The 25912-nt window shown below is 63.5% G+C and carries 32 protein-coding genes and 1 tRNA gene; 9 read left to right on the top strand and 24 right to left on the bottom strand.

What is annotated here, in order from left to right; all coding sequences use genetic code 11:
• Window positions 1-11 precede the first annotated feature (11 nt).
• The 15 genes from nuoI to VGD10_RS09950 all read right to left on the bottom strand — a co-directional run bounded on the left by nuoI (window position 12) and on the right by VGD10_RS09950 (window position 13236).
• Window positions 12-497 (bottom strand): NADH-quinone oxidoreductase subunit NuoI, encoded by a 486-nt coding sequence (nuoI, locus tag VGD10_RS10020; RefSeq protein ID WP_331040678.1) that lies wholly within the window; start codon window positions 495-497, stop codon window positions 12-14.
• Complete coding sequence (gene nuoH, locus VGD10_RS10015; RefSeq protein WP_331040677.1) at window positions 494-1540, bottom strand: NADH-quinone oxidoreductase subunit NuoH; 1047 nt, start codon at window positions 1538-1540, stop codon at window positions 494-496. The genes nuoI and nuoH overlap by 4 nt, the downstream gene beginning before the upstream one ends.
• Window positions 1537-3558 carry an NADH-quinone oxidoreductase subunit NuoG gene (gene nuoG / locus VGD10_RS10010; protein WP_331040676.1) on the bottom strand — a complete coding sequence of 674 codons (2022 nt, stop codon included), beginning with the start codon at window positions 3556-3558 and terminating at the stop codon, window positions 1537-1539. The genes nuoH and nuoG overlap by 4 nt, the downstream gene beginning before the upstream one ends.
• Window positions 3559-3561: 3 nt before the next feature.
• Complete coding sequence (gene nuoF / locus VGD10_RS10005) at window positions 3562-4869, bottom strand: NADH-quinone oxidoreductase subunit NuoF (RefSeq protein WP_331040675.1); 1308 nt, start codon at window positions 4867-4869, stop codon at window positions 3562-3564.
• A complete protein-coding gene (locus VGD10_RS10000) occupies window positions 4869-5009 on the bottom strand; it encodes a hypothetical protein (RefSeq protein ID WP_331040674.1) in 141 nt (46 codons plus the stop codon). Before VGD10_RS10000 ends, nuoF begins: the two co-directional genes overlap by 1 nt.
• Entirely contained in the window at window positions 5009-5683 is a 675-nt protein-coding gene (nuoE, locus tag VGD10_RS09995; RefSeq protein WP_331040673.1) for an NADH-quinone oxidoreductase subunit NuoE, read from the bottom strand. Before nuoE ends, VGD10_RS10000 begins: the two co-directional genes overlap by 1 nt.
• A gap of 237 nt (window positions 5684-5920) precedes the next feature.
• Window positions 5921-7156, bottom strand: a complete 1236-nt coding sequence (locus VGD10_RS09990) for an NADH-quinone oxidoreductase subunit D (RefSeq protein ID WP_331040672.1) — start codon at window positions 7154-7156, stop codon at window positions 5921-5923.
• Window positions 7153-7815 (bottom strand): NADH-quinone oxidoreductase subunit C, encoded by a 663-nt coding sequence (locus tag VGD10_RS09985; RefSeq protein ID WP_414639522.1) that lies wholly within the window; start codon window positions 7813-7815, stop codon window positions 7153-7155. Before VGD10_RS09985 ends, VGD10_RS09990 begins: the two co-directional genes overlap by 4 nt.
• 3 nt (window positions 7816-7818) lie before the next feature.
• Window positions 7819-8373 (bottom strand): NADH-quinone oxidoreductase subunit B family protein, encoded by a 555-nt coding sequence (locus VGD10_RS09980; protein ID WP_331040671.1) that lies wholly within the window; start codon window positions 8371-8373, stop codon window positions 7819-7821.
• Window positions 8364-8741 (bottom strand): NADH-quinone oxidoreductase subunit A, encoded by a 378-nt coding sequence (ndhC, locus tag VGD10_RS09975; protein WP_331040670.1) that lies wholly within the window; start codon window positions 8739-8741, stop codon window positions 8364-8366. The genes VGD10_RS09980 and ndhC overlap by 10 nt, the downstream gene beginning before the upstream one ends.
• 102 nt (window positions 8742-8843) lie before the next feature.
• Entirely contained in the window at window positions 8844-10082 is a 1239-nt protein-coding gene (locus VGD10_RS09970; protein WP_331040669.1) for an SMP-30/gluconolactonase/LRE family protein, read from the bottom strand.
• A gap of 17 nt (window positions 10083-10099) precedes the next feature.
• Window positions 10100-10918 (bottom strand): inositol monophosphatase family protein, encoded by an 819-nt coding sequence (locus VGD10_RS09965; protein WP_331040668.1) that lies wholly within the window; start codon window positions 10916-10918, stop codon window positions 10100-10102.
• Window positions 10919-10939: 21 nt separating this feature from the next.
• Entirely contained in the window at window positions 10940-11503 is a 564-nt protein-coding gene (gene efp / locus VGD10_RS09960) for an elongation factor P (RefSeq protein WP_331040667.1), read from the bottom strand.
• Window positions 11504-11548: 45 nt separating this feature from the next.
• The gene (locus VGD10_RS09955) at window positions 11549-12172 is read right to left on the bottom strand and encodes a M23 family metallopeptidase (protein WP_331040666.1); all 624 of its coding nucleotides are present in this window, start codon (window positions 12170-12172) and stop codon (window positions 11549-11551) included.
• Window positions 12169-13236: a L,D-transpeptidase family protein gene (locus VGD10_RS09950; RefSeq protein WP_331040665.1), complete on the bottom strand. Its 1068-nt coding sequence runs from the start codon at window positions 13234-13236 to the stop codon at window positions 12169-12171. Before VGD10_RS09950 ends, VGD10_RS09955 begins: the two co-directional genes overlap by 4 nt.
• Before the next feature lie 62 nt (window positions 13237-13298).
• Between VGD10_RS09950 and VGD10_RS09945 the strand changes: the two genes are divergently transcribed.
• On the top strand, window positions 13299-14036 hold the full coding sequence (locus tag VGD10_RS09945) for a DUF72 domain-containing protein (RefSeq protein WP_331040664.1): 738 nt from the start codon (window positions 13299-13301) through the stop codon (window positions 14034-14036).
• Here the strand turns inward: VGD10_RS09945 and VGD10_RS09940 are convergent.
• Genes VGD10_RS09940 through tkt form a run of 7 tightly spaced genes read right to left on the bottom strand, consistent with a single transcriptional unit; the run spans window position 14026 to window position 21031 of the window.
• Window positions 14026-14604: a hypothetical protein gene (locus VGD10_RS09940; protein ID WP_331040663.1), complete on the bottom strand. Its 579-nt coding sequence runs from the start codon at window positions 14602-14604 to the stop codon at window positions 14026-14028. The genes VGD10_RS09945 and VGD10_RS09940 overlap by 11 nt on opposite strands.
• A gap of 16 nt (window positions 14605-14620) precedes the next feature.
• Entirely contained in the window at window positions 14621-15307 is a 687-nt protein-coding gene (thiE, locus tag VGD10_RS09935; protein ID WP_331040662.1) for a thiamine phosphate synthase, read from the bottom strand.
• Complete coding sequence (locus VGD10_RS09930; protein WP_331040661.1) at window positions 15304-15933, bottom strand: class I SAM-dependent methyltransferase; 630 nt, start codon at window positions 15931-15933, stop codon at window positions 15304-15306. The genes thiE and VGD10_RS09930 overlap by 4 nt, the downstream gene beginning before the upstream one ends.
• 18 nt (window positions 15934-15951) lie before the next feature.
• The gene (locus tag VGD10_RS09925; RefSeq protein WP_331040660.1) at window positions 15952-16851 is read right to left on the bottom strand and encodes a fructose bisphosphate aldolase; all 900 of its coding nucleotides are present in this window, start codon (window positions 16849-16851) and stop codon (window positions 15952-15954) included.
• A gap of 12 nt (window positions 16852-16863) precedes the next feature.
• Window positions 16864-18048 carry a phosphoglycerate kinase gene (locus VGD10_RS09920; protein ID WP_331040659.1) on the bottom strand — a complete coding sequence of 395 codons (1185 nt, stop codon included), beginning with the start codon at window positions 18046-18048 and terminating at the stop codon, window positions 16864-16866.
• A 3-nt stretch (window positions 18049-18051) separates the two neighbouring features.
• A complete protein-coding gene (gene gap / locus VGD10_RS09915) occupies window positions 18052-19062 on the bottom strand; it encodes a type I glyceraldehyde-3-phosphate dehydrogenase (protein ID WP_331040658.1) in 1011 nt (336 codons plus the stop codon).
• 1 nt (window position 19063) lies between these two features.
• Window positions 19064-21031 (bottom strand): transketolase, encoded by a 1968-nt coding sequence (gene tkt / locus VGD10_RS09910; protein ID WP_331040657.1) that lies wholly within the window; start codon window positions 21029-21031, stop codon window positions 19064-19066.
• On the opposite strand from tkt, the gene VGD10_RS09905 reads away from it, so the two are divergent.
• The 5 genes from VGD10_RS09905 to VGD10_RS09885 all read left to right on the top strand — a co-directional run bounded on the left by VGD10_RS09905 (window position 20997) and on the right by VGD10_RS09885 (window position 23014).
• On the top strand, window positions 20997-21407 hold the full coding sequence (locus tag VGD10_RS09905) for a hypothetical protein (protein ID WP_331040656.1): 411 nt from the start codon (window positions 20997-20999) through the stop codon (window positions 21405-21407). The genes tkt and VGD10_RS09905 overlap by 35 nt on opposite strands.
• On the top strand, window positions 21394-21723 hold the full coding sequence (locus tag VGD10_RS09900) for a cell division protein ZapA (RefSeq protein WP_331040655.1): 330 nt from the start codon (window positions 21394-21396) through the stop codon (window positions 21721-21723). Before VGD10_RS09905 ends, VGD10_RS09900 begins: the two co-directional genes overlap by 14 nt.
• Before the next feature lie 171 nt (window positions 21724-21894).
• Window positions 21895-22458, top strand: a complete 564-nt coding sequence (locus VGD10_RS09895; protein WP_331040654.1) for a 5-formyltetrahydrofolate cyclo-ligase — start codon at window positions 21895-21897, stop codon at window positions 22456-22458.
• Window positions 22455-22667 (top strand): DUF2842 domain-containing protein, encoded by a 213-nt coding sequence (locus tag VGD10_RS09890; RefSeq protein WP_331040653.1) that lies wholly within the window; start codon window positions 22455-22457, stop codon window positions 22665-22667. Before VGD10_RS09895 ends, VGD10_RS09890 begins: the two co-directional genes overlap by 4 nt.
• Window positions 22658-23014 carry a VanZ family protein gene (locus VGD10_RS09885; protein WP_331040652.1) on the top strand — a complete coding sequence of 119 codons (357 nt, stop codon included), beginning with the start codon at window positions 22658-22660 and terminating at the stop codon, window positions 23012-23014. Before VGD10_RS09890 ends, VGD10_RS09885 begins: the two co-directional genes overlap by 10 nt.
• A 12-nt stretch (window positions 23015-23026) precedes the next feature.
• Here the strand turns inward: VGD10_RS09885 and VGD10_RS09880 are convergent.
• A tRNA-Asp gene (locus tag VGD10_RS09880) sits at window positions 23027-23103 on the bottom strand.
• A 54-nt stretch (window positions 23104-23157) separates the two neighbouring features.
• Complete coding sequence (locus tag VGD10_RS09875) at window positions 23158-24357, bottom strand: AI-2E family transporter (protein ID WP_331040651.1); 1200 nt, start codon at window positions 24355-24357, stop codon at window positions 23158-23160.
• A gap of 245 nt (window positions 24358-24602) precedes the next feature.
• Between VGD10_RS09875 and VGD10_RS09870 the strand changes: the two genes are divergently transcribed.
• The 3 genes from VGD10_RS09870 to VGD10_RS09860 all read left to right on the top strand — a co-directional run.
• The gene (locus tag VGD10_RS09870) at window positions 24603-25136 is read left to right on the top strand and encodes a DUF4402 domain-containing protein (protein WP_331040650.1); all 534 of its coding nucleotides are present in this window, start codon (window positions 24603-24605) and stop codon (window positions 25134-25136) included.
• A 60-nt stretch (window positions 25137-25196) separates the two neighbouring features.
• Window positions 25197-25595 (top strand): hypothetical protein, encoded by a 399-nt coding sequence (locus VGD10_RS09865; RefSeq protein ID WP_331040649.1) that lies wholly within the window; start codon window positions 25197-25199, stop codon window positions 25593-25595.
• Window positions 25596-25655: 60 nt separating this feature from the next.
• Window positions 25656-25912, top strand: a 257-nt coding sequence (locus VGD10_RS09860; protein ID WP_331040648.1) for a hypothetical protein, incomplete at its 3' end; no start/stop codon positions are given.

Below are 25912 nucleotides of genomic sequence, written 5' to 3'. Positions count from 1 at the left end.
TGGCTGGCCGCTTAACGATAGGGTGCATCGGCGGCAAGGTTCGCGGCGAGTGCGCGCTCCCACTTGTCGCCGTTGGCGAGGAGCTTCGCCTTGTCGTACATCAGCTCCTCCCGCGTTTCGGTTGAAAAATCCATATTGGGCCCCTCGACAATGGCATCGACCGGGCACGCTTCCTGGCAGAAGCCGCAATAGATGCACTTCGTCATGTCGATGTCGTAGCGCGTAGTGCGGCGGCTGCCGTCCTCGCGCGGTTCGGCCTCGATCGTGATGGCGAGCGCGGGGCAGACCGCTTCGCACAGCTTGCAGGCGATGCAGCGTTCCTCCCCGTTCGGATAGCGGCGAAGCGCATGTTCGCCGCGAAAACGGGGCGAGATCGGGTTCTTCTCATAAGGGTAGTTGATGGTCGCCTTGGGCTTGAAGAAATACTTCAAGGTGATCCAGTGCGCCTTCAGAAACTCCCAGAGGAAGAATGACTTGGCGTAATGCGCGACGCTCATGAAAGCGCTCCGTAACGGTCGATCATCAGATAGCCGGATACGATGCCGACCCAGAGCAGCGAGATCGGAAGGAAGATTTTCCAACCGAGCCGCATCAGCTGGTCGTAGCGGAAGCGCGGCACCGTCGCCTTCACCCAGCTGAAGATGAAGAAGAACAGGAATATTTTCAGGAATAGCCAGAAGATGCCTGGAATCGCATAAAGCGGCTCCCAGTCGATCGGGGGCAGCCATCCACCCCAGAAGAGCGTCGCATTGAGCGCGCACATCAGCAGGACGTTGCCATATTCGCCGAGCCAAAAGAGCGCGAAGCTCATCGAGCTATATTCGGTCTGATAGCCGGCAACGAGCTCCGATTCCGCCTCGGTCAGGTCGAACGGGGCACGCGCGGTTTCCGCCATCGAGGAGATGAGGAAGATCACTGCCATCGGGAAAAGCAGCGGGTTAAAGCCGAAGCCGTTCAAGAAGAACACATGGCTCTCCTGCGCAGCGATGATCCCGCCGAGGTTGAACGTGCCCGCCCAGAGGATGACCGGAATGAGGACGAAGCCGATCGAGACTTCATAGCTCACCATCTGCGCCGCGGCGCGGAGCGCGGAGAAGAAGGGATATTTGGAGTTGGACGCCCAGCCGGCGATGATGACGCCGTAGACGCCCAGCGAGGACGCCGCGAGCAGGAACAGGAGCCCGACATTGATGTCGGACAGCACCATGTCCGGCCCGAACGGAATCACCGCCCAGGCGATCAGCGCCACCGTGAAGGTGATGATCGGGGCGATGATGAAGAGGCCGCGGTTGGCGCCGGACGGGATGATCGTTTCCTTGAGGAACACCTTCAAACCGTCGGCAAAGCTTTGCAGGAGGCCGAACGGCCCCACCACGTTCGGTCCGCGCCGGAGCGCCATCGCCGCCCAGATCTTGCGGTCGGCATAGATGATCATCGCGACCGCAAGCATCAGCGGCAGCGCGATCATCAGGATGAGGATAAGCGTCGCGACGAACCAGCCGAAGCCGTAGCCAAGCGTGCCCTGGAACCATTCGGTCATTCCGCGGCCTCCGCGAAGGTCTGGCCGTGGAGGATCTCGGCCGAGCAGCGCTGCAGCGTCGGCGACGCGCGGGCGATCGGGTTGGTCAAGTAGAAGTCCTTGATCGGGTAAGCGACAGCACTGTCCTTGGCGAGCTTCACCGCCGGCAGAGCGGGCGGCGCCCAGTCGAAGGTCAACAACCCCGGATTGGCGAAGACGGGATAGTCCTCGAACAGGCGCTGGCGAAGCGCATGGAAGCTGTCGAACGGCAGCGGCTTACCGAGCACGTCGGAAAGCGCGCGGAAGATCGCCCAATCCTCGCGAGCGTCGCCCGGCGGATCGACGGCACGCTCGCTATATTGCACACGGCCTTCGACGTTCACGTAGATGCCGTGCTTTTCGGTGTAAGCAGCGCCCGGCAGGATCACGTCGGCACTGGACGCGCCCTTGTCGCCATGATGCCCGACATAGACTTTGAAGCTCTTGGCGAACGGCGCGAAATCCATTTCGTCCGCGCCGAGCACGAACAGCAGCTTTGGCGCCGCTTCGGCAAGCGCCCGCATGCCGCCCGGCTGCGCATAGCCGAGCATTAGCCCGCCCGTCCGCGCCGCGACGGTGTGAAGCACGTTATAGCCGTTCCAGCCGACCCGGTTGAGGTTGAACTGATCAACGAGCGCAAGCGTCGCCGCCTGCCCTCCTTCGGCTGCGAGTGCCGCGCCGCCGACGATCACCGCCGGACGAAGAGCGTCCTTGAGCGCCGCCGCAACCGTCTTGGGCAATTTCTGGAGCAGCGAAAGGTCGTTGCCGAGCCATTCGACCGGATAGGTGAGATCGACCTCGGGACCGATGCCGAACACCTTCGCGCCGGCCTTCACGGCCTTGCGGATACGGGTGTTGACGAGGCTCGCCTCCCAGCGCGGATTGGTGCCGACGAGCAGGATCGCGTCCGCCGTCTCGATGCCGGCGATGGTCGAATTGAAGCTGACAGCGCCGAGGTTCGTCGCGTCATAGGCAAGGCCGGTCTGCCGCCCCTCGATCAGGTTCGATCCGAGCGACTGCAGCAGCTTCTTCGCCGCATACATGGTCTCGACGTCGAGCAGATCGCCCGCCACGGCGGCAACACTGCTGCCCGCACTTTTGGCGACCTTGGCAATGGCCGCGAACGGCTCTTCCCAAGTCGCCTGCGCTAGCTTGCCGCCCTTCCGCACCCAAGGCCGATCGAGGCGGTTGCGGAGCAGCCCGTCAACCGCGTGACGCGTCTTGTCGTGCGCCCACTCCTCGTTCACGTCCTCGTTGATGCGGGGCAAAACGCGCATCACTTCCCGCATGCGCGCATCGATGCGGATGTTGGTGCCGACCCCATCCATCACGTCGATGCCGGGAATCTTGCGAAGCTCCCAGGGCCGCGCCTCAAAGCTGTAGGGCTTCGACACAAGCGCACCGACCGGGCAGAGATCGACGACATTGCCGGAAAGCTCCGACGTCACCGCGCCCTCGAGATAGGAGGTGATCTCCATATTCTCGCCGCGGTTGATCGCTCCGATCTCCTCGACTCCGGCGACTTCCTCGGCGAAGCGCACACAGCGCGTACACTGGATGCAGCGGGTCATGATCGTCTTGACGACCGGACCCATATATTTTTCGGTCACCGCGCGCTTATTCTCGGCGAAGCGCGAATGGCCGCGGCCATAGGCCATCGCCTGATCCTGAAGATCGCATTCACCGCCCTGGTCGCAAATCGGGCAGTCGAGCGGGTGGTTGATGAGGAGGAACTCCATCACCCCTTCCCGCGCCTTCTTCACGGTCAGCGAATTGGTGACGATCTCCTGCCCCTCGGCCACTGGCAGCGCACAACTTGCCTGCGGCTTCGGCGGCCCCGGCTTCACCTCGACGAGGCACATGCGGCAATTGCCAGCGATGGTCAGCCGCTCATGATAGCAGAAGCGCGGAATCTCTTTCCCCGCAAGCTCGCAAGCCTGCAGGACGGTCGCGCCTGCCGGTACTTCGATCTCCTGGCCATCAACTTTGACTAGAGGCATGAGTTACTCCGCGGCCTCCAATTGATTGTCGCCGTTCTTCTCGATGATGCGCCGCTCTATTTCCGGACGGAAGTGGCGGATGAGGCCTTGGATCGGCCAGGCGGCGGCGTCGCCGAGGGCGCAGATGGTGTGGCCTTCGACCTGCTTGGTGACGTCGTAAAGCTGGTCGATCTCGCCGATGTCCGCATTGCCCTCGCGGAGGCGCTCCATCATGCGCCACATCCAGCCGGTGCCTTCTCGGCAGGGCGTGCACTGGCCGCAGCTTTCATGCTTGTAGAAGTAGCTGATGCGGCTGATCGCTTTCACGATGTCGGTGGACTTGTCCATGACGATCACCGCCGCCGTGCCAAGGCCGGAGCCGAGATCGCGGAGGCCGTCGAAATCCATCGGAGCGTCCATGATCTGCGCCGCCGGTACGAGCGGGACGGACGAGCCGCCGGGGATTACGGCCAGAAGATTGTCCCAGCCGCCGCGGATGCCGCCGGCATGGCGGTCGATCAGCTCGCGGAACGGGATCGACATGGCTTCCTCGACCACGCACGGCTTATTCACATGCCCGGATATCTGGAAGAGCTTGGTGCCTTCATTCTTCTCGCGGCCGAAGCTCTTGAACCAGTTCGCGCCGCGGCGGAGGATCGTCGGGACGACCGCGATGCTCTCGACATTGTTGACCGTGGTCGGGCAGCCATAGAGGCCCGCGCCCGCCGGGAACGGCGGCTTCAGCCGCGGAAAGCCCTTTTTCCCCTCGAGGCTGTTGAGGAGCGCCGTTTCCTCGCCGCAAATATAGGCGCCGGCGCCGCGGTGGACGAAGACATCGAAGTCGTAGCCCGATTTGGCTGCGTTCTTGCCGAGCAGGCCGGCGTCATAGGCCTCCTGCACGGCGGCGAAGAGCGTCTCCGCCTCGCGGATAAACTCGCCGCGAATGTAGATGTAGCAGGCCCGCGCGCGCATCGCGTAGCCGGCAATCAAAGCGCCTTCGATCAGCTTGTGCGGATCGTGGCGGATGATCTCGCGGTCCTTGCAGCTTCCGGGCTCGGATTCGTCCGCGTTGATGACGAGGAAGTTGGGGCGCCCCTCGGTCGGCTCCTTCGGCATGAAGCTCCACTTCATGCCGGTCGGGAACCCGGCGCCGCCGCGTCCGCGAAGGCCTGAATTCTTGATCTCGTCGATGATGGCGTCCTGCCCCAACGCCATCAGCTTCTTGGTATTGTCCCAGTCGCCGCGCGCCTGCGCGCCCTTCAGCCCCCAGGGCTGATAGCCGTAGACGTTGGTGAAGATGCGGTCCTTGTCGTCAAGGGAGGTGATCGGCATCAGGCACCCATTCCGAAATAAAGCGCGGCAACGAGCGCGACGATGATCGCGATGCCGACAAGCTTCACGACGCCCTTCAGCACCTTAAGGACGATGATCAGGCCGACGACGCCGATGATGACGGGAAGCAGCTGTTCCATCAGCTCCACTGGCCCCGATAATCGTGATTTTCGTTCACCATCTCCGGCAGCGAGGTCGGGCCGCCTTCAGGCGCGCTGGTCTGGCGGGCGACCTGCGGGCCCGGCTTCGGCGTTTCGCCGCGGGCGAGCGCGTCGAGGATAGCGGTGGTGCTTTCGAAGGTCAGATCTTCGTAATTGTCGTCGTTGATCTGAACCATCGGCGCGTTGGCGCAGGCGCCGAGGCACTCGACTTCGGACAAAGTGAATAGGCCGTCCGGCGTCGTCTGCCCTTTCTTCATGCCCTTCTTGTGACAGGCGTCGAACACGTCGTCGGAGCCGCGTAGCATGCAGGGCGTCGTGCCGCAGACCTGCACATGGTAGCGGCCGACGGGCCGAAGGTTGAACATGGTGTAGAAGGTCGCGACCTCGAGCGCCCGCATGTAAGGCATGCCTAGATAGGCGGCGACATATTCGATCACCGGCACCGGCAGCCAGCCCTGCGTTCCCGTCTCCGCCCCCACCTGCCGCTGGGCAAGGTCAAGAAGCGGCAGGATCGCGCTCTGCTGTCGCCCAGGCGGATAGCGGCCGATCACTACCTTCGCCTGCGCCTCATTCTCCGCCGTGAAGGCAAAGCCGCCCCAGCGGGCGCGAAGCTCCGCGATATCGGGCAGGCTGTTGGGAAGCGTGTCAGCCATTTCGTTCGCTCTTATTCGTCGTATCGAACCGAGCTTCGCCGATTTCGTCACGATGGCTGGAGATAAATCTCGCGAGTAACCAGGCCGCCGCCAAGAGAAGTAGAAGCAGCCCAACGCCGGCAATCCTGTATGCCGTTCCCCCAGAAACGAAAAATTCTTGGAGACCTATAACGCCCGTTAAAACTAGGACACCCACGCCTCCAGCTAATGGCCAGTTTCGGGCTTTCTCCCGATCCATCACCGGTCGCACTCCCCGAATACGATGTCCATGGCGCCGAGGATCGCGGTGGCGTCGGCGAGCATGTGGCCCTTCGTCATGAAATCCATCGCCTGAAGGTGGCTGAAGGCGGTCGGGCGGATCTTCACGCGGTAAGGCTTATTGGTGCCGTCGGAGACGAGATAGACGCCGAATTCGCCCTTGGGGCTTTCGGTGGCGACATAGACCTCGCCCTCGGGCACGTGGAAGCCCTCGGTGTAGAGCTTGAAGTGGTGGATGAGCGCTTCCATCGACTGCTTCATCTCGCCGCGCTTCGGCGGGAAGACCTTTCGGTCGAGCGTTGCGATCGGCCCCTCCGGCATTTGCTGGAGGCACTGCTTCATGATCTTTGCGGACTGGCGGACTTCCTCGACGCGGACCATCATGCGGTCATAGCAGTCGCCGTTGGTGCCGACCGGCACCTCGAACTCCATGCGGTCGTAGACGTCGTAGGGCTGCGCCTTGCGGATATCCCAGGGAATGCCAGAGGCGCGGATCATCGGGCCGGAGAAGCCCCAGGCGAGCGCATCTTCCTTCGACACGACCGCGATATCGACGTTCCGCTGCTTGAAGATGCGGTTGTCGACGACCAGCGCCATCGAATCCTCGAACAGGCGGAACAGGCGGTTGTCGAGCCAGTCGGCGATGTCGGTCAGCAGCTTCAGCGGCACGTCCTGATGGACGCCGCCCGGACGGAAATAGGCCGCATGCATACGCGCGCCCGACGCCCGCTCGTAGAAGTTCATGATGTCTTCGCGAAGCTCGAACAGCCAGAGGTTCGGAGTCATCGCGCCGACGTCCATCACGTGGCTGCCGATGTTCAAAAGGTGGTTTTTGATCCGCGTCAGCTCGGCGAAGAAGACGCGGAGATACTGGGCGCGGAGCGGCACTTCGAGGTCGAGCAGCTTCTCGATGGCGAGCACATAGCTGTGCTCCATGCACATCGGCGACACGTAATCGAGTCGGTCGAAGTAGGGCAGCGCCTGCAGGTAGGTCTTGTACTCGCAGAACTTCTCGGTGCCGCGGTGGAGCAGGCCGACGTGCGGGTCGACGCGCTCGACGATCTCGCCGTCCAGCTCCAGCACGAGGCGGAGCACGCCGTGCGCAGCCGGATGCTGCGGGCCGAAATTGATCGTGTAGTTGGCAATCTCGGATTCGGTGCCGCCGGAGCGGGCGACCTGCGTCTCAAGATCCTGAGCGGAGGAGGCGATCGTCATTTCTTCGTCTCTCCCGCTTTCGCAGGCGTGGGCGCTCCGGGAGCTTCACCCTGCACCTTCTCGTCTCCGGGGAGCACATATTCGGCGCCCTCCCACGGGCTCATGAAATCGAAGGCGCGGAAATCCTGGGCCAGCCGCACAGGCTCGTAGACGACCCGCTTCTGCTCTTCGGAATAGCGCATCTCGACATAGCCGGAGAGCGGGAAGTCCTTGCGGAACGGGTGGCCGCGGAAGCCATAGTCGGTGAGGATGCGGCGAAGGTCGTTATTGCCTTCGAACAGCACACCGTAAAGGTCGAACACCTCCCGCTCCAGCCAGCCCGCGACCGGGAAAAGGCCTGTCACCGAAGGCACTGGCTTTTCTTCGTCGGTCGTGACGCGAACACGGATGCGGTGGTTCTTCGTCACCGACAGCATGTGATAGACGACGTCGAAGCGCTCGACCCGCTGCGGATAGTCGACGCCCGCAATCTCCATCAGCTGCTGATACGCGAAGCTGTCGCGGAGCGTGCGGAGCACTTCGACGATGCTCTCGCGGCGAACCGTGATGCTGTCTTCGTAGGCGGCGTGCTTCGCCTCGACGAAAGCGTCGCCGATAGCGGCCTTAACCTCGTCGATAATGCCTTCGCGCGGCGCGATCCTTGGGGCGCTGTTGTTCATGGCTCAGCGCTCGATCGTGCCGATGCGGCGGATTTTCCGCTGCAGCTGCATGATTCCGTAAAGAAGCGCCTCGGCGGTCGGCGGACAGCCGGGAACGTAGATGTCCACCGGCACGATCCGGTCGCAGCCACGCACCACCGAATAGCTGTAATGATAATAGCCGCCGCCGTTGGCGCAGCTGCCCATGGAGATGACGTAGCGCGGCTCCGACATCTGGTCGTAGACGCGGCGAAGCGCCGGAGCCATCTTGTTGCAGAGCGTACCGGCGACGATCATCACGTCCGACTGACGCGGCGACGCGCGGGGCGCGACGCCAAATCTTTCAAGGTCGTAGCGCGGCATGTTCACATGGATCATCTCAACCGCGCAGCAGGCGAGGCCGAACGTCATCCACCAGAGCGATCCGGTGCGCGCCCACTGAAACAGGTCCTCGGTCGAGGTGACGATGAAGCCCTTGTTCGAAACTTCGGACGAGAGGTGGTTGAAGAAATAGGGGTCCGGCTGCTGAAGATCGGCCGGACGCTCATTCTCATGACGCGGGTCGAGGATCACTCCCATTCGAGCGCTCCCTTCTTCCAAGCATAGACGAAGCCGAGCGTGAGCTCGATCAGGAAGATCATCATCGCGGCCCAGCCTGCAATGCCGATGGCACCGAGCGACACCGCCCACGGAAAGAGGAAGGCCGCCTCAAGGTCGAAGATGATGAACAGGATCGCGACGAGGTAGAAGCGCACGTCGAACTGAGCCCGGCTGTCCTCGAAGGCGGGAAAGCCGCATTCATATTCGGCGAGCTTGTCCGGATACGGGTTCGCGGCGCCGGTGAACTTCGATGCTATCATCGGCAGAAAGACAAAGGACGCCGACAGCGAAAGCGCCACGCCGAGAAACAGGAGGATAGGCAGATATTCGGCGGCGGCGGACGCCATCGAGACTCTCCGAGGAAACGAGGTTGCGCGGCTTCTAGGCTAGGAAGTGCGTCGCCGCAACCGCTTAGCGGGGCAGGTTGGCACAAGCCATCCGTTTGCCGCTCAGTCGAGCGAAAGCGCCCTGATCACAGTGGGTTCGGGAGCACCGTTTCCGGTCGGTGCGCCGCCTGGGCCGTACCGTTCCCACTGCGCGTTCGCCACATAGAGCAGCCGGTTTCCCGCGATCGTGCCCAAAGTGGGTTCGCCCCAGGCGGGATTGGCGCGTTCGAGCACCCTCAGCCGCTCCACGCGGCGGCCATCGCGGGACAGGGAGAGGCGCACGATCCGGGCCGGGAAGGTGCCGCCCTGGATGCCGATGAGGTCACCATCATAAGCAAACAACCCGTCGATCCCGTCGAGCATCATGTCGGACGGTGCCGCAACTTGCGACACTTGGCCGGTCGCCAAATCCACCGATGCGAGGCCGTAGCGGAAGTCGGCAACATAAAGCCGCTTCTGGTCCTGCGAGACAGCCATGCCATGGGCGCTCCGCAAGGTGCGCGGCGTGACGAAGGTCTCAGGCGCTGAGCAGCCGGGGCGGCACCGGTAGATCGCCCCCGTCACCATGTCGCTGACATAGAGCGTGCCATCCCTGGCCGCAGCGATGTCGTTCGGGCCGGCCTCGCCCGCCGCCGGCAGCGGAAGGCGGATGACGGCGGCGGGAGCAGCGGGGGAGAAGGAAAGCAGCCCCGCAAAGCGGCCGCCGTCTGCCGGCGTCTGTTCGACGCTGGCGGCCACAAGCCAGATCCGATCGTTGGCGCTGTCGTAATGGCCGGTGAAGAGGCTGCCGATGCCGGAAGGTCCGGCCACCTCGCGCACGCCTTCTCTGGTTACAGCGAGCAAGCGGCGGTCGACCACGCTGGTCGCATAAAGCTGGCTGCGTCTCGAGTCCCACGCCACACCCTCGATCAACCGGTGCGCGGCTGGGATCGTCGCGTGAACGTTGCTGGGAGCGATTGGCGCAGAATTGCTATTGAAGATGGGAATGAGCCGTTCCGCGGCTTCAGCGCCGATGACTTTCCCAAGCTGTTCCCTCACAGGCGGCGGCAGGCCTGCCCCCATCGAGGCCAGTCGTGAAGCGGCATCCAGTGCGGTGGCGGCATCGCTGGCGTTGAGGGCCAGGTCGAGCCGGCGCTGCTGAAGGGCGGCGCTGTTCGGAAAGCGGGCTACGGCTTCATTGAGATCGCCGACGGCGGCAAAGGCGGTCGGCAGTGGAGGCCAGGGCGCGGCGGGAGTGGTGAGATCGGTTGCCGCGCACGCGCTCAGCATCAGCGCCGACAGAATGGCCAACTTCCCCCGCATATTCCCCCTTTTGTCGCTCAGCTCCTTACGGCGCGGCCGACGAGCTTGTGCAGCTTCGAATGTATCTGGTCATTTGCAGCCAGCACCTGTCCTTTGGCAAGACCCGCCTCCGAACCTCGGAAATCGGTGACGAAACCGCCGGCTTCGCGGACCAGCAGAAGCCCCGCAGCAATGTCCCATTGCTGGAGGTCTTCTTCCCAGAAGCCGTCGTAGCGCCCCGCGGCGACCCAAGCGAGATCGAGAGCCGCGGAGCCGAAGCGGCGGATGCCCGCCACTTCGGGCGAAACGGCGTCCAATATCTTCTGGAAACGGTCGAGATGGCCGTGCCCTTTGTAGGGAACACCGGTCGCGATGAGCGCGTCGGCGAGATCGCGGCGGGAGGACACGCGGAGCCGCCGCTCGTTGAGCCAGGACCCCCTGCCCTTTTCGGCCCAAAAGCTTTCGTCCGTAAGCGGCTGATAGACGAGCCCCTGCGTGATCTCGCCCCAGCCACCGCCGAGCTTCGGCTCCTGCACCGCGATGGCGATGGCGAAATGCGGGATGCCATGGAGGAAGTTGGAAGTGCCGTCGATCGGATCCAGGATCCAGCGCGGCTTCGAAGGATCGCCTTCGATCGTGCCGCCTTCCTCCATGTAGAAGCCCCAGTTCGGCCGGGCGTGCTGGAGTTCCTCCATCACCGTCTGCTCGGCGCGCTTGTCGGCCATCGACACGAAGTCGGCCGGACCCTTGCGGCTGACCTGCAACTGCTCGACCTCGCCGAAGTCGCGCCGAAGCCGCGGCGCCGCCTTGCGAGCGGCGCGCTGCATCACGGTGATGAGGCCGGAATGGCTTACCAAATCAATTCTCCGCCCAGACCCTTAATCCGCGCGGCGGACGTAGGTCTGTTCGTAAACGTCGACGACGATGCGGGTTCCGCTGGAAATGTGCGGGGGCACCATCACGCGGACGCCGTTGTCGAGGATTGCGGGTTTGTAGCTGGAGGAAGCGGTCTGTCCCTTCACCACCGCGTCGGCCTCAACGATGGTGGCTTCGGTCGTGTCGGGGAGCTGCACCGAGATCGGCTTCTCATTGTAGAGCTCCATCACGACATCCATGCCGTCCTGGAGGAAGGCCGCGGCGTCGCCCAAAAGGTCGCGCGGCAGCGAAACCTGCTCGTAGGTTTCCTTGTCCATGAAGGTCAGCATGTCGCCCTCGGCGAACAGGAACTGGAAGTCCTTGGTGTCGAGCCGCACGCGCTCCACCGTTTCGGCCGAGCGGAAGCGGACATTGTTCTTGCGCCCGTCGATCAGGTTCTTCAGCTCCACCTGCATATAGGCGCCGCCCTTGCCGGGCTGGGTGTGCTGAATCTTCACGGCGCGCCAGATGCCGCCTTCATATTCGATGATGTTGCCGGGACGAATGTCCACGCCGCTGATCTTCATGGGTCACTCACTGTTGGAAAAGAGCCGCTGAGGCCCTTAGCGGCGCTACCGCTTTCCGGCAAGCAGGGGGTAGGGATTGATCGCCGTCCCCTCGTGCCAATCCTCACCCGAGACCATCCGGTGGATCGCGAAATGCAGGTGCGGCCCGTCGGGATTGGCGTTGCCGGTGGCGCCGACACGGCCGATCGGGCTTCCGCGCTCCACCTTCTGCCCTTCCTTCAGGCCTGGCGCATAATCCTGAAGGTGCGCGTAATAATAGATCCACTTGCCGTCGTCGGAGCGGACATAAGCGGTGATGCCGCCCCCGCCCTTGCTGAAGAAGAGCTTCTCCACCCGGCCCGGAGCGGCGGCGATGACCGGCGTTCCGTGAGGTGCCATGATGTCGATAGCGTCGTGAACGCGGGCGCCGCCCGCCCGCGCCTGCTTATATGTGTCCACGAGCTGGTTCGGGCGAATGCCGGACACCGGAATCGCAAGCCCCGTCGGCCCCAACGACACTTCCACCGGCCCTTCCGCCGTGGCGACCGCCTTCTCCACCAATTCCGGACCCGGCTCCGCCCTCGCGCCGCCCGATCCGCGCCCATAGGTGCCGTACCAATACAGGCTGGTGATCGCGGCCGTGAGGACCGCGGTCAGAAGGTGCGTGAATATGCGCCGAAGAGCCCTCAAGCCTGGAAGATGACCTGCATTCCGTTATCGATCATCTGAGTTAGGCGCCCGGCGTCCCAATTTGTCAACCGGACGCAGCCATGGCTCTCGGCCCGCTTAATCGTCTCCGGCGAATTGGTGCCGTGGATGCCGATATGCTCCTTGTTGAGGTCGATCCAGACCACGCCCACCGGCCCGTTTGGCCCCGGCGGAAGCATCTGCTCCTGTTCAGTATCTTCGACGTCCCAGAAGAGCTTCGGCTGATATTTGAACGGCGGATTGAAGGCGACCGTATTCACCTTCCACTGGCCGAGCGGCAGCGGGTCCTTCTCGCTTCCCATCGTCGCCGGGAATTGCGCGACGAGGCGGTTGTTCTGCCCATAGACGCGGACGACCTTGTCGGACTTGTCGACCACGACGCGGCTCGCCTGCGGCTGCTGGCCGCTGACGTTTAGGTCGCTAAGGAGCTGGGCATGCTCGCCCTCGACGCCCTGATAGCTGCGCGACGAGGGAAGCACGTTCGGGAGCACCAGCACCGTACCCGCCTGCAGAGTCTGCTTCGGATCATTAAGCGAGATGATCGTCTGCGGCGTCGTGTGGAATTTCTCGGCGATCTTTTCGAGAAGATTGCGATAGCCGAGCCGCTGCATCTTCGCCTGCTCGGCCGGATCCTTCGGGATCGAGCCGACGAACTGTCCCTGCGCATCGCTTTCATGGATACGGAGCCGCCGCGTCGAAGGCGCCTTGTCCTGCAGCAAGGCTTGGCGCGTCGCTTGGTCAAGCTGGCCCGTCACCTGCAGGCCGCGCGCTTCCTGGAAGCCCTTCACGGCGGCTTCGAAGGAGATGCCGGATTCGCCGTCGATCACGCCGGGCGAGAAGCCGGCGCGATCGAGCAGTACCTGCGCGTGAAAGACGGTGCCGTCGATCTTCGGCTTTTCCGCGCCTTGCTGCTGTCCCTGTTGGGCCTGCTTGCTTTGAGCGCCCGCCTTTGCCTTCTGCTCAGGGTCCTGTGCCACGGCAGCACCGGCGATTGCGATGCCCATCGTTCCTACCAGGAACCCGTTGATCCACTTACTGTCCGGCACTTCACGCTCCACTGATGGTTCACACGTCCGCGAGCCCAACGATTGTAGGAGCGAACATTTCCATGGCGGGGCAAATCCGCATCGGCTGCTCAGGCTGGAACTACAAACACTGGCGCGAGCTCTTCTACCCGAAGGGCATGCCGGTCCGGCTCTGGTTCGAACATTATGCGGCGACGTTCGACACCGTGGAGATCAACAACAGCTTCTACCGCCTCCCCAAGGCCGAGACGTTCGACAAATGGCGGGAGCAGGCGCCGCCGGGCTTCTGCTATGCGGTGAAGGCGAACCGCTTCCTCACCCAGGCCAAGAAGCTGAAGGATTGCGCGGAGCCGCTGCAAAGGATGCTGACGCCTTTCCGGCATCTCGGCGATCGCCTCGGCCCGATCCTCTATCAGCTTCCGCCCCGCCTTCGCCTCAACCTCGATCGTCTGCGCGATTTTCTGGACCTTCTCCCAGGGGACCTGACGCATGTCTTCGAGTTCCGGGAGAAGAGCTGGTACACGGACGAGGTGCTTGCGCTCCTGGAAAGCAGAAGCGTCTCCTTCTGTGTCCACGACATGCCGGGCTCGCAAAGCCCGCGCTGGGCGGCGGGTCCGATCGCCTACGTCCGCTTCCACGGCGGCGAAGGCAAATATTGGGGCCGCTATTCGGATGAGGGGCTGCTCGGCTGGACCGACTGGATCGTCGAGCAGTCGCGCGTCGGCCGCGACGTCTGGTGCTATTTCAACAACGACATCCACGCCCACGCCATCGACGATGCGCTGACGCTGCGGGCGATGGTGGGACAGGCTATTCGGTAGCTTCGGGCTCCCGCCGCTCCAGCATCGAGATGACGATCAGGGAGAGGCCGGCGACGGCGAGGCTCACGGCCACTACCAGCGAGAAATTCGCCACCACCTCCTCGGTCGGGCCGAACAGGCTGAGCGTGAGAGCAGTGACCGGAAGGCCGACGAGCAGCACCACGAAGAGGCCAATGTCGGCAAAGCCGCTGACGGCAAGCCAGGCATGTTCGGGGTCGGTCCACGGAATGGAAGCGAACAGCAGCAGGACGCCGCGCGAGAAGAGCCACAGGATGATGAGATAGGATGTGGGGACGAGGTGAAGCGACGGATTGAAGAGGAACAGCGCCCCAAGCACCATTGCGACGACGCCTGCGCCGAGCGCTGACCGGCCGGTCCTCAGTCGCCGCCTCAGCCATCCCGTGCCCGCTTCGGCGAGGCCGGCGAGGAGCAGGAGCAGGCCCAATAGCTCTCCGCGCGGCGAATCCTGGATGACGGGAAGGAAGAGCGCCACCGCCGCAAGGCCGCAGATCACGATCCCGGCGATCAGCGCCGAATAGGAACCCACCCTTACCTGATCGTCCACCATAAGCCCTCGCCTCCGGTTAACGCTTCAGCACCTCCTGAAACGCCGCGACCGCGGCGCCCGGACCATCCTTATGCGCCCAGACGGCGCTGCATACAGCAAGAAAATCCGCGCCCGCCTTCACCAGTTCCCGTCCGTTGTCCGGGGTGATGCCGCCGATCGCGACGCAGGGAAGCTCGAACAGGGTTGACCACCAGCTGAGGATCGACGGCTCCGGCTGGTGCAGCACCTCCTTGGTCGTGGTCGGGAAGAAGGAGCCGAAGGCGACATAATCTGCCCCCGCCTCGCCTGCTTCCATCGCGAGATGGCGGCTGTCGTGACAGGTGACGCCGATCTGCGCCGACGGGCCGAGCAGCGCCCGCGCCTCCCGTGGATCGCCGTCGCCCTGCCCCAGATGGACGCCGTCCGCGCCCAGCCTTTTCGCCAGCGCCATGCTATCGTTGACGAGGAAGGCGACGTCGCGCTCGGCGCAGATTGCCTGCAGCGGCTCCGCGGCGCGGGCGACGGCATGATCGTTCAAGCCCTTCAGGCGGAGCTGGAAGGCGGCGACAGGTCCGCCGTCGAGCGCCGCCTTCAGCTGGTCGGCGAAGCCTTCGTCGATGCTTGCGGGAGAAACGAGATAGAGAAGGCAGGGCCCTCGGGGGGCTGCGTCGAAGCGGCGCGCGAAATCGGGATCGAGGGTCAGTTCGTCTTCGTTGTCCGTCATAGGCGCTCGGCCTTCACACAATAGATTTTGCCGAACTTCGGCTCCAGCCCTTCATGGATCTCGGCATTGCCGAAACCGGCTTCCTCGGCAAGTCGAACCACTTCAGCCGGTTCATAGACGGTGAATCCGTAGCGGTGCCCGGGCCAGGCCCGAAGCGTCTCCGGCGCCTCGAAGCCGAGGATGAGCGTTCCGCCAGGTCGGATCACCCGCGCCAGCTCCCGCATCCCCGCCTCGGGATCGGTCCAGAAATAGATCGTGTTGAGGCTGCAAGCCTTGTCGATCAGCCGGCTCTCCACCGGCAGCTTCTCGACCGGCCCAAGCGAGATTTCCGCTCGTCCCCGCGCTATGGCGCCGCGGAAGCGCCGACGCCCGCGCGCGACCATCTGCTTCGACGGGTCGACGCCGATCGCTTCGGCGGGATTCCTGTCCAGAATCGAGGCGAAGAGCGCTCCGCCCCCAAAGCCGACCTCCAGGATCCGATCGACTGGCTGCACGCGAAGAAGATCGAGGGCCAGGGCGTTCATGCCCTGGTTCACCCGGTCCAGCCAGCTTCCGAATATCCAGCGTCCCGCAAGCCCGCGCGGCCGCGCGAACTGGTAGGCAAGATAGCGTTGAATCAGGCTCAATCTTGGCCCATCGAGGCTTTAAGCCGCCTGCTTGACGGTCGAAGCCTGGTAGATTTCGTCGATCGCGCCGCCGAGCGAGGAGTCGAACTCGTCTCCGCTCATCTGGTGGCGCAGGTCCTCGAGCAGGGCGCGGCTGAAGCTGGCGATCATGCCAGGGTTTTTGGCAAGCTCGCGGCAGGCGTCGGTGCGGCTGTATCCGCCCGACAAGGCGACGACGCGGAGCACGCGCGGATGATCCACCAAAGGCTGGAACAGGCCCGGCTGCTGCGGGATCGAAAGCTTCAGCATCACCTTGTCGTCGCCGGGAAGCGCGTCGAGCGCCTTCGTCAGCTCCTCGAGCAGGATGCGATCGGCTTCGGCGCGCTCGGGGCTCTTGATGTTGACCTCAGGCTCAATGATCGGGACTAGCCCGGCGGCAAGCACCTGACGCGCCACCTCGAACTGCTGGCGGACGACGGCGGCAATGCCCTCGCGGTTGGCGAGGTTGATCACCGAACGCTCCTTGGTGCCGAACACGCCGAGGCCGCGGGCGCGGCTGAGGAGCTGATCCAGATCCGGCATGGGCTTCATCAGCTGGACGCCGTTCGCTTCCTCTTCGAGGCCCTTGTCGATCTTGATGAAGGGAACCACGCCCTTTTCGATCAGCGCCTGCGGGGTCGGCTTGCCATTGACCTGCCCGTCCATCGTGCGTTCGAAGAGGATCGCGCCAATCACCTTGTCGCCGGTGAAGGAAGGCGAGGTGATGATGCGGCTCCGCATGTCGTGGATGAGGCCGAACATCTCCTCCTCATTCGACCAGCTGCCTTCCTCGACACCGTAACCCTTCAGCGCCTTGGGCGTCGAGCCGCCGCTCTGGTCGAGCGCAGCGATGAAGCCGTTGCCGCTTTCGATCTTCGTCCGCATTTCGGAAACTTGCATCTTTGGTCCTTCTTATCTTTTCAGGGCTTCGACGCCCGGCAGGGCCTTGCCTTCCATCCATTCCAGGAAGGCGCCGCCCGCGGTTGAAACGAATGTGAACTGGTCTGCCACACCGGCATGATTGAGCGCGGCAACGGTGTCGCCTCCGCCTGCAACCGAAACGAGGCTGCCGCTCTGAGTCAGCGCCGCCGCCGTCTGGGCGAGCTGCACGGTCGCCTTGTCGAACGGCGACGTTTCGAACGCGCCGAGAGGGCCATTCCAGACGAGGGTGCGGCAGGTCTTGATCGCATCCGCCAGCGCCTCGACGGCGGCCGGACCGACGTCGAGGATCATCTCGTCCGCGGCGACTTCATGCACATTGGCAATGCGGGTCGGCGGGTTGGGCGCAAACTCCTTCGCCACCACCACATCATAAGGCAAATGCACGGTGCAGTTCGCCCTGTCCGCGGCGTCGAGGATTTCGAGCGCCGTGTCCCTGAGGTCGTGCTCGCAGAGCGACTTGCCGACGTCGATCCCACGTGCCGCGAGGAAGGTGTTGGCCATTCCGCCGCCGATGATCAGGTAATCGACCTTGGCGACCAGGTTGCGGAGCACGTCGAGCTTGGTCGAAACCTTGGCGCCGCCAACCACCGCTGCGACGGGTCGCTCCGGATTACCGAGCGCCGCTTCCAGCGCCTTCAGCTCCGCTTCCATCGCCCGACCAGCATAAGCGGGAAGCAGGCGTGCTAAGCCTTCGGTGGAGGCGTGAGCGCGATGAGCGGCGGAAAAGGCGTCGTTGACGTAGAAGTCGCCGAGCCGGGCGAAACGCTCCGCAACCGCCGGGTCGTTCTTCTCCTCGCCCCCGAAGAAACGGGTATTTTCGAGGATCGCCACGTCTCCCGGCTGGAGCATGGCAACATTCTCCTGGTCCACCTCCCAGTCGACGTAACGCACCGGCCGGCCGAGCACCTGCTCATAGGGCCGTGTCACACGGGACAGGGAGAAGTCCGGCCCCGGCACCTTCGGCCGTCCGAAATGGGCGAGCAGCAGCACGATCGCGCCGCGGTCCGCGAGTTCCGTCACCGTCGGAAGCGTTGCGCGGAAGCGGGTGTCGTCGGTGACGTGCCCGTCCTGCATGGGGACGTTGAGGTCCACGCGCACCAGCGCGCGCTTGCCCCTCACATCCCCGAGATCGTCCAGCGTTCGAAAGGACGCCATTGCTTAGAGGAACCGGCCCATCGCCGCGGCCGTGTCGACCATGCGGTTCGAAAAGCCCCATTCATTGTCGTACCACGACACGACGCGGACGAGCTTGCCTTCCAGAACCGCCGTTTCAAGGCTGTCCACGGTTGACGAAGCCGGATTGTGGTTGAGGTCGATCGAAACCAGCGGCTCGTCGGTATAAGCCAAAATTCCCTTCAGCGGCCCGCTTTCAGAGGCCGCCTTCAGTGCACCATTCACTTCCTCCAGCGTCGTATCACGCTTCGGAGTGAAGGTGAGGTCGACGAGGCTGACATTAGGTGTCGGCACGCGGACGGCCGATCCGTCGAGCTTGCCCTTCAGCTCGGGAAGTACCTCGCCAACGGCGCGGGCGGCGCCGGTGGTGGTCGGAATCATCGACATGCCGGCGGCGCGGGCGCGGCGCATGTCGGAATGGATCTGGTCGAGGATCTTCTGATCGTTCGTATAGGCGTGGATCGTGGTCATCAGGCCGCGCTCGATGCCGACCGTGTCGTTCATCACCTTGGCGACGGGGGCGAGGCAGTTGGTGGTGCAGCTCGCGTTCGAAACGATGATGTCGTCCGCCGTCAGCTTCTCGTGGTTCACGCCGTAAACGACGGTGAGGTCGACGCCCTTTGCCGGAGCGGAGATCAGGACGCGCTTCGCGCCAGCGGTGATGTGCGCGTTCGCCTTGTCCCGGTCGGTGAAAAAGCCGGTGCATTCGAGCGCGATGTCGATATCGTTCTCGCGGTGCGGAAGCTTCGCCGGATCCCGCTCGGCAGTTACCTTGATGCGCTTGCCGTCGATGACGAGGTCGTTGCCGTCGGCGGACACTTCGCCCGGATAGGGGCCGTGGACGCTGTCGCGCTTGAACAGCAAAGCGTTCGACTTGGCGTCGGCGAGATCGTTGATGGCGACGAGTTCCAGACCGCTGTCCTTCTTTTCGAGGATTGCGCGCGCGACGAGGCGGCCGATCCGCCCGAAACCGTTGATCGCTACCCGTGTCGCCATGTCATTTCACTCCTGAATTGAGGGCCGCGACGATGCGCGGCGCGATTTGATCGGCGGTGAAGCCGAAGCGTTCAAAAAGATCTTCCGCAGGCGCGGACGCACCGAACCTGTCGAGGCCGATGCTGAGGTCGGCATAGCGTTCCCAGCCGAGCGTCGTCCCCGCCTCGATCGAGAGGCGGAGCACGCCCTTCGGCAATATGTCGGTGCGATATGCATCGTCCTGCCGGTCGAACAACGTCCAGCAGGGCATAGAGACGACATCGGCGCCGATGCCCTGCCCCTCCAGCGCCTCGGCGGTCTTCAGCGCCGTTTCCACCTCTGAACCGGTGGCGATGATGATGACGCGGCGCGCGGCCTTGGCGGCACGCAGCCGGTAGGCGCCCTTCGCGCAAAAATTGTCGGTCCGCTCCGTCCGGAGCTGCGACAAGTTCTGACGGGTGAGGCAGAGGAGCGAAGGGCCGTCCTGCCGCGCTAGCGACAAAGCCCAGCATTCCGCTGTCTCCACCGCATCTGCAGGCCGATAGACGTCGAGGTTCGGGATCATGCGAAGACTCATCACATGCTCGACCGGCTGATGGGTCGGGCCGTCTTCGCCGAGGCCGATGCTGTCGTGCGTCATCACGTAGACGACGCGGACGTTCTGCAGCGCCGACAGGCGAATGGCCGGCCGGCAGTAATCGGAGAAGACGAGGAAGGTGCCGCCATAGGGAATTACACCCCCGTGAAGCGCCATGCCGTTCATCGCGGCGGCCATGCCGAACTCGCGGATGCCGTAATAGATGTAGCGGCCGCCATAATTGTCGGCGGTGAGCGGGGCCTGCGCCTTCGTCTTGGTGTTGTTGGAGCCGGTCAGGTCGGCCGAGCCGCCGATCGTCTCGGGAAGCGCGGCGTTGATCGCTTCCAACGCCATTTCGGAGGCCTTGCGGGTGGCGACATTCTGCGGATTGGCGGAAAGCCAGTCCAGATAATCGCCTTTGGCCGATCCTTCTGGCAGGCGGCCTTCCATCCGGCGCACGAATTCCTCGCGCTGGGGGTTCGCCGCAAGCCGCGCCCGCCACTCTTCATGCACCTTACCGCCGCGAGCGCCGGCTTCACGCCAGGCGCGTTCGATCGGTTCCGGAAGGTCGAAGGGCTCGCTGTCCCAGACGAGGTGCTTGCGGGCAGCGGCGACTTCGTCGTCGCCGAGCGCGGCGCCGTGTGTCGCGGAGGTGCCCTGCTTGTTCGGTGCGCCCCAGCCGATGATGGTGCGGCAGTCGATCAGCGACGGGCGCGGATCGGCGATGGCCTCGTCCAGAGCGTTGCGGATGCTGTCGAAATCGTGGCCGTCGCAGGAGACGACGTGCCAGCCCGAGGCGCGGTAGCGGGCAGGAATGTCTTCGGAGGTCGACAAGTCGGTCGAACCGTCGATCGTGATCTTGTTATTGTCCCACAGGACGTTGAGCCGCCCGAGCTTCAGGTGTCCGGCAAGACCAACGGCTTCATGATTGATGCCCTCCATCAGGCAGCCGTCGCCGGCGATCACCCAGGTGCGATGATCCACCAGATCGTCGCCGAATACGGCGTTCAGGTGCCGCTCGGCGATCGCCATGCCGACCGCCATTGCGAAGCCCTGCCCCAGCGGACCTGTTGTGGCCTCGACGCCCTCCAGCATGAAGTTTTCGGGATGGCCAGCGCAGGGGCTTCCAAGCTTCCGGAAGCCGCGAATATCGTCCATCGTCGGCCGCGCATAGCCGGTGAGGTGGAGCAGCGAATAGATCAACATCGATCCGTGCCCCGCCGACAGCACAAAGCGGTCGCGGTCGTGCCAGTTGGGCTCCTTCGGATCGTATTTCAGGTATTCCTTAAAGAGGATCGTCGCCGCGTCCGCCATTCCCATCGGCATGCCGGGATGGCCGCTGTTCGCCGCTTGCACCGCGTCCATGGAAAGGGCGCGAATGGCATTGGCCATCAATCTTGGTTCGACGGACATGCTGCTCCCTGAAATGGAATGCCCGGGTGAAGGAGGCGGGCGGGACTCGAACGTTCCGCCTGCCGCTCCTTTAAGGATGGAGGCCCGGCCGTCAACCGCGGGCGCCCTCGGCAGCATGCTTGCCGAAGCGGCAAGTCGTGCTATTCCTACATTGATGCCAGATGAACGCGCCATTGTAGCCATCAGCCGGATCGAGCGGGCGCTTACCCGGATCGAGGCCGCCGCAGGTCGGCAGCCAGCTGGCAATGGCAGCGGAGAGGAGCTGGAGCAGCTGAAGCGCCAGCATCAGGCGCTGCGCGAGCGCGTCCAGGGCGCCGTCAGCCAGATCGACCAGCTGCTGGCGAGCCGCGAGGAGGCGATGCATGGCGACCATTGAAGTCGAGATCGCGTCCCGCCGCTATGCCGTCGCGTGCCGCGACGGCGAAGAGGAACATCTTCGCGAGATGGCGGCGGTGGTCGACCGAAAGGCGAAGGAGGCGGCGTCTGCGCTCGGCAGCCTTCCCGAAGCGCGGCAGCTTCTCTTCGCTTCGCTGCTACTCGCTGATGAAATCAAGGAGCGCGACGAGGGCAAGGCGCCTCCCCCCGCAGCGGAGCCGAGCTACGACCCCGCCGTCGCCAATGCGCTCGAACAACTTGCCGAGCGGATGGAAAAGCTTGCCGACAGGCTTGAGAGCGGGCGCGCAAACACCTAAATCGGTTTCTGACGGGTACTGCCCGGTACGAGCTTTTGCGAACATCCCTGAGGCGATAAGACATCCTAGGGAGCTGTCACTGCCCGGATCCAGGTCCGAAGCACATGGTTCCCACCTGACGTTCTGGCGTCAGAGGATATTCCAGCAAACGGCCACGGCGGTCCCGTCACCTTGAACAAGATCGAAATCCGGAACGACGCCCTTCTCTTCCGGCACAGCTACGCCTCGGCGCTCTGGCCGAACACCCGCAATTCGCTGGAGAAGCAGCTCGCGCAGATTGTGCTTCCGCGCCTGATCGGTGCGCGCGTGGTCGCGGGCTATCATCCGATGCGGGACGAGATCAGCCCCTATCCTATCCTCGATGCCCTCGGTGAAGGCCAGACGGCGGTCCTGCCTTGGTTCGGCGATCGGGACGAACAAATGATGTTCAGACAGGCGCCTGCGACGGAGTCCGGGCCCTGGAACGTGCTGCAGCCCGGTGCCGATGCCCCGGCGCTCGCGCCTGACGTGGTGCTGGTGCCGCTCGTAGCCGCGGACCGGCTAGGCACCCGGATCGGCCATGGCAAGGGCCATTACGACCGCGCCCTCTCCCATCTTCGCGAGGGCAATCCCGCGCTCGTCACGATCGGCCTTGCCTGGGAGCCGCAGATCAGGAAGGAGCCGCTGGAGCCCGACCCCTGGGACGTGCCGCTCGACGCCATTGCGACCCCGGCGGAATGGATACAGTGCAAATGAACGAACCCACCTGGCGAAAGCCCGCCGGAATGCTCCTTATCCTGCTGCTGATCGCCATCTGGTCGGTGGCGGTGGTGATGCTCGTCGAAGAACTTGGCCTACCGCTTTGGGCGAGCGGAATTGCTTTCGTCGCGGGCGGCGTGGCGTGGCTCTGGCTCTTTCCGATGAAGCGGCTGCTTCGCTGGATGGAGCTTGGTTCGTGGAGGTGAAGGAGAGCGGCCTGTTTCAGCGCGCTTTGGTCCTCACCTTTTGGGTCCTGATCGTCGTCACCTTCCTCGTCTCCACTTGGCCGAGGCCGTTCCGCGTCCCAGGAGATCCGTCCGACAAGCTCCTGCATTTCAGCATCTTCCTGGTGCTGACGGCATTGGCAGCCGCTGCCTATCCGAAGGCCCGACTGGCGCGGATCGGCGTTGGCATGGCGCTGTTCGGCGCGGCTATCGAAGCGGTTCAGGCGATGCCGTTTGTCAATCGCTCGCCGGAATTCCTCGACTGGATTGCGGACATAGCGGGCGCGGGACTCGCGCTGATGGCGGCAGCGCTGATCCGAAGGCTATAAGTTTCTGGGAAATGGCGCGAGTGACGGGGCTCGAACCCGCGACCTCCGGCGTGACAGGCCGGCGCTCTAACCAACTGAGCTACACCCGCGTGGGTAGTGGTGGGGGGCGAACTAGGCGACCGCCCTAAGGCTGTCAAGCAAGCCTAGCGGCTATTCGTCGCAGGCTGTGTTCCCTCCGCCAATTCATCATGGTGATGGCCGGTTAAGGTCCCCTCCTCGAACAGGAATCCGGCGATGTCGGGCTTGCCGGCAGCGGCGATGACGGTGCGGATGATGATCAGCAAGGGTACTGCGAGAAGCGCCCCGGTGGTTCCCCAAATCCAGCTCCAGAAGCTTAGAGATACAAGGATGAGGAGCGGGTTGATCGTCAGCCTCCGCCCCACGATCATCGGCGTGATAAAATTGGCCTCGATCAGGTGGACGAGGACGAAGATCATCGCCGGAAGCAGCGCCTGCCACGGATCCGAAAAGGCCATGAGGCCGCCAAGCGCGAGCAGCAAGGTAGAGGCGATGGGTCCCAAATAAGGAATGTAGTTCAGCACCGCGACAATGCCGCCCCACATGAGCGGCGTCGGCATGCCGATCGCCCACAGCGCAACCGCGACAAGCAGGCCCATCAGTATGTTCACGACAGTGATCGTGCCGAGATAGGTCGAGGTGGAATCGACTACCTGCTGGATGACGCGCGCAGTCGTCATCGCGCCGCCGAAGCTGGCGCGGCCGGTGATCGTGCTTTTCCGCATCCGCGTCCAGCCGGACAGGAAGAAGAAGATGACCAGCACCGCGAAGAACATCTGGATTGCCGCATAGGGCGCGGAGGTGGCGATGATGTCGACCATGGAATTCGGCGTCTCCACCGTCACGGTCCTCTGCTCGGGACCGCTCTCCGCACCGAACTCGGTGACGATGTCATCAATGAAGCGTTCAAGGTTCGAGTAGACTTCGAGGAGCGGCGCAAGCGTCTCCTGAATGCGCCCAATCCGTTCTGGCAGAAGCCTTACCCATTCCGCGGCCGGAAGAACGATCGATGCGACAGCAATGTTCGCAATGGTGATGAGCAGGATCACGCATACAAGCGCGGACAAAGCGGAGGGCAATCCGTGCCGCTCGAACCATTCCAGCATCGGCACGAGCGCAATCGCGATCACCAGCGCTGCCGTTACCGGAAGGAAGAATTCGGCACCCGCGCGAAGCGCGAAAGGCAGAGCAATTGCAAGGCCAACGCCCGCCATCAGCGTTAGAGCAGCGAGCAAGCGGTCGCGGCGGTAGGCCGCCTCGGTCGCTTCGTGCAGCACATCTTGATGCGCATCATGTTCGTGATGCGGATCGACAGGCCTTTTCATTTTCTCGTTCGCGCCCATAGCCCCTCATACACGCAGCCGACCGGCGCCTGTCCAGATTTCTCGATTTCGTTCCATGGCGAGGAATGCTGTTGCCGAACCGTAACATATTGGCACAGGGATAACGTTGTTATTAAGAATTTATTGACAATTTCCGCCCCGCGCGTAGAGCCCTCAGTCACACGGCATACGGTACTAATACCGTATCATTGGATCGGCTGAAGCCGCAGCTTGTGGGGGTTTTCAAGATGACTCGTTTTGTGAAGTCGGCCATTGCGGTCGCGTTGCTTACCGGCATTTCTGCTCCTGCCTTCGGACAGGCGACCAATTCGGTCAACACGACCAGCACGACGACGATCATCCGCCCGGTAACCATTTCGCAGAACAATGCGCTGGTATTCGGCCGAATCGTCCGTCCGACCAGCGGCACGTCGACCGTCACCATTTCGTCGACCAGCGATACGCCATCCCAGTCCGGCGCGAACGTGATCTTTCTCGGCACTGGCCAGAGCCGCGCCAAATACACGGTCGCCGGTGAAGGGGGCCAGGTCGTGACCGTCGATCTCGGCACGGGCACATTCAATCTTCAGCGGAGCGGCGCTCCCGACATTCCGGTGACGCTGAGCCGCGACCCCGCCGGCAACCTGACCCTCGGCGGCAGCCTGGGCGACGTGGCCAACGGCACCGCACCGCTCAACATCGGCGGCAGCTTCGCAATTTCCGACAGCACGCCGACCGGGGACTATACCGGCACCTTTACAGTTACTGTCGCTTATCAATAAGCTTCCCCCGCCCGGCGCAGCATAGCCGCGCCGGGCGATCTTCCTGGTGAGGTGGATCCCATGCGGATTGCGCGTCCCACTGTTGCAGTTGCCGTGGCGCTCGCCTCTTCGATAGTCTTTTCCGCGCCCAGCTTTGCCCAGGTTCGCACGACAGCTTCCACAATTATCGAAGGACCTGGCACGGAGCAGGTCGTCCAGGATGTGCTTTCGAACGTGGCGGTGACCGTTACCGTGATCAATCATCTCGACGGCGGATTTGCCCGCGCTTCGCCCGCAGCGCCGACACCGCAGAACAATCTGGAACTCAGCGCGTCGAGCCAACTGCTGTTCGGTGGCGGGCTTTTGCTGGCGGAGGAGGCGGTGAGCGTCAGTGTCGGCGCGATAGGCGCGGAAACAGCGCTCGAGTGCGGCACCAGCAACTGCGAAAGCGTGATGGTCGTGCTGGCTCAGTACAACTGACTTTATCCTGTTGTTATAAGAAGAATTTGACGTAATATGCGCGGGAGCTTGGGGGAGCCGATGTCACAGAAATCTCAGACGCTTCGCAGCGGAAAAGCGGCGCGCAAAGGCATGAAAGCGGGCGCGGGACCGATCCTTGCTTCCCTGATGCTGCTGCCCGGCGCGGCCGTATCGCAGTCGGCGCAGCCGGCCCAGAGCGCCGTCTCGACGGTTGGGGTCAACCTCAATATCACACCGCGGCGCCTGACTTTCGACCGGAACACGCGCTCGGCAACCGTCTATATCTTCAACCAGGGCACAACGCCTGCGACGTTCGA

The sequence above is a fragment of the Allosphingosinicella sp. genome (genome assembly GCF_036402135.1).
GTDB lineage: Bacteria > Pseudomonadota > Alphaproteobacteria > Sphingomonadales > Sphingomonadaceae > Allosphingosinicella.
This window is presented reverse-complemented; position numbering and strand designations above follow the sequence as displayed.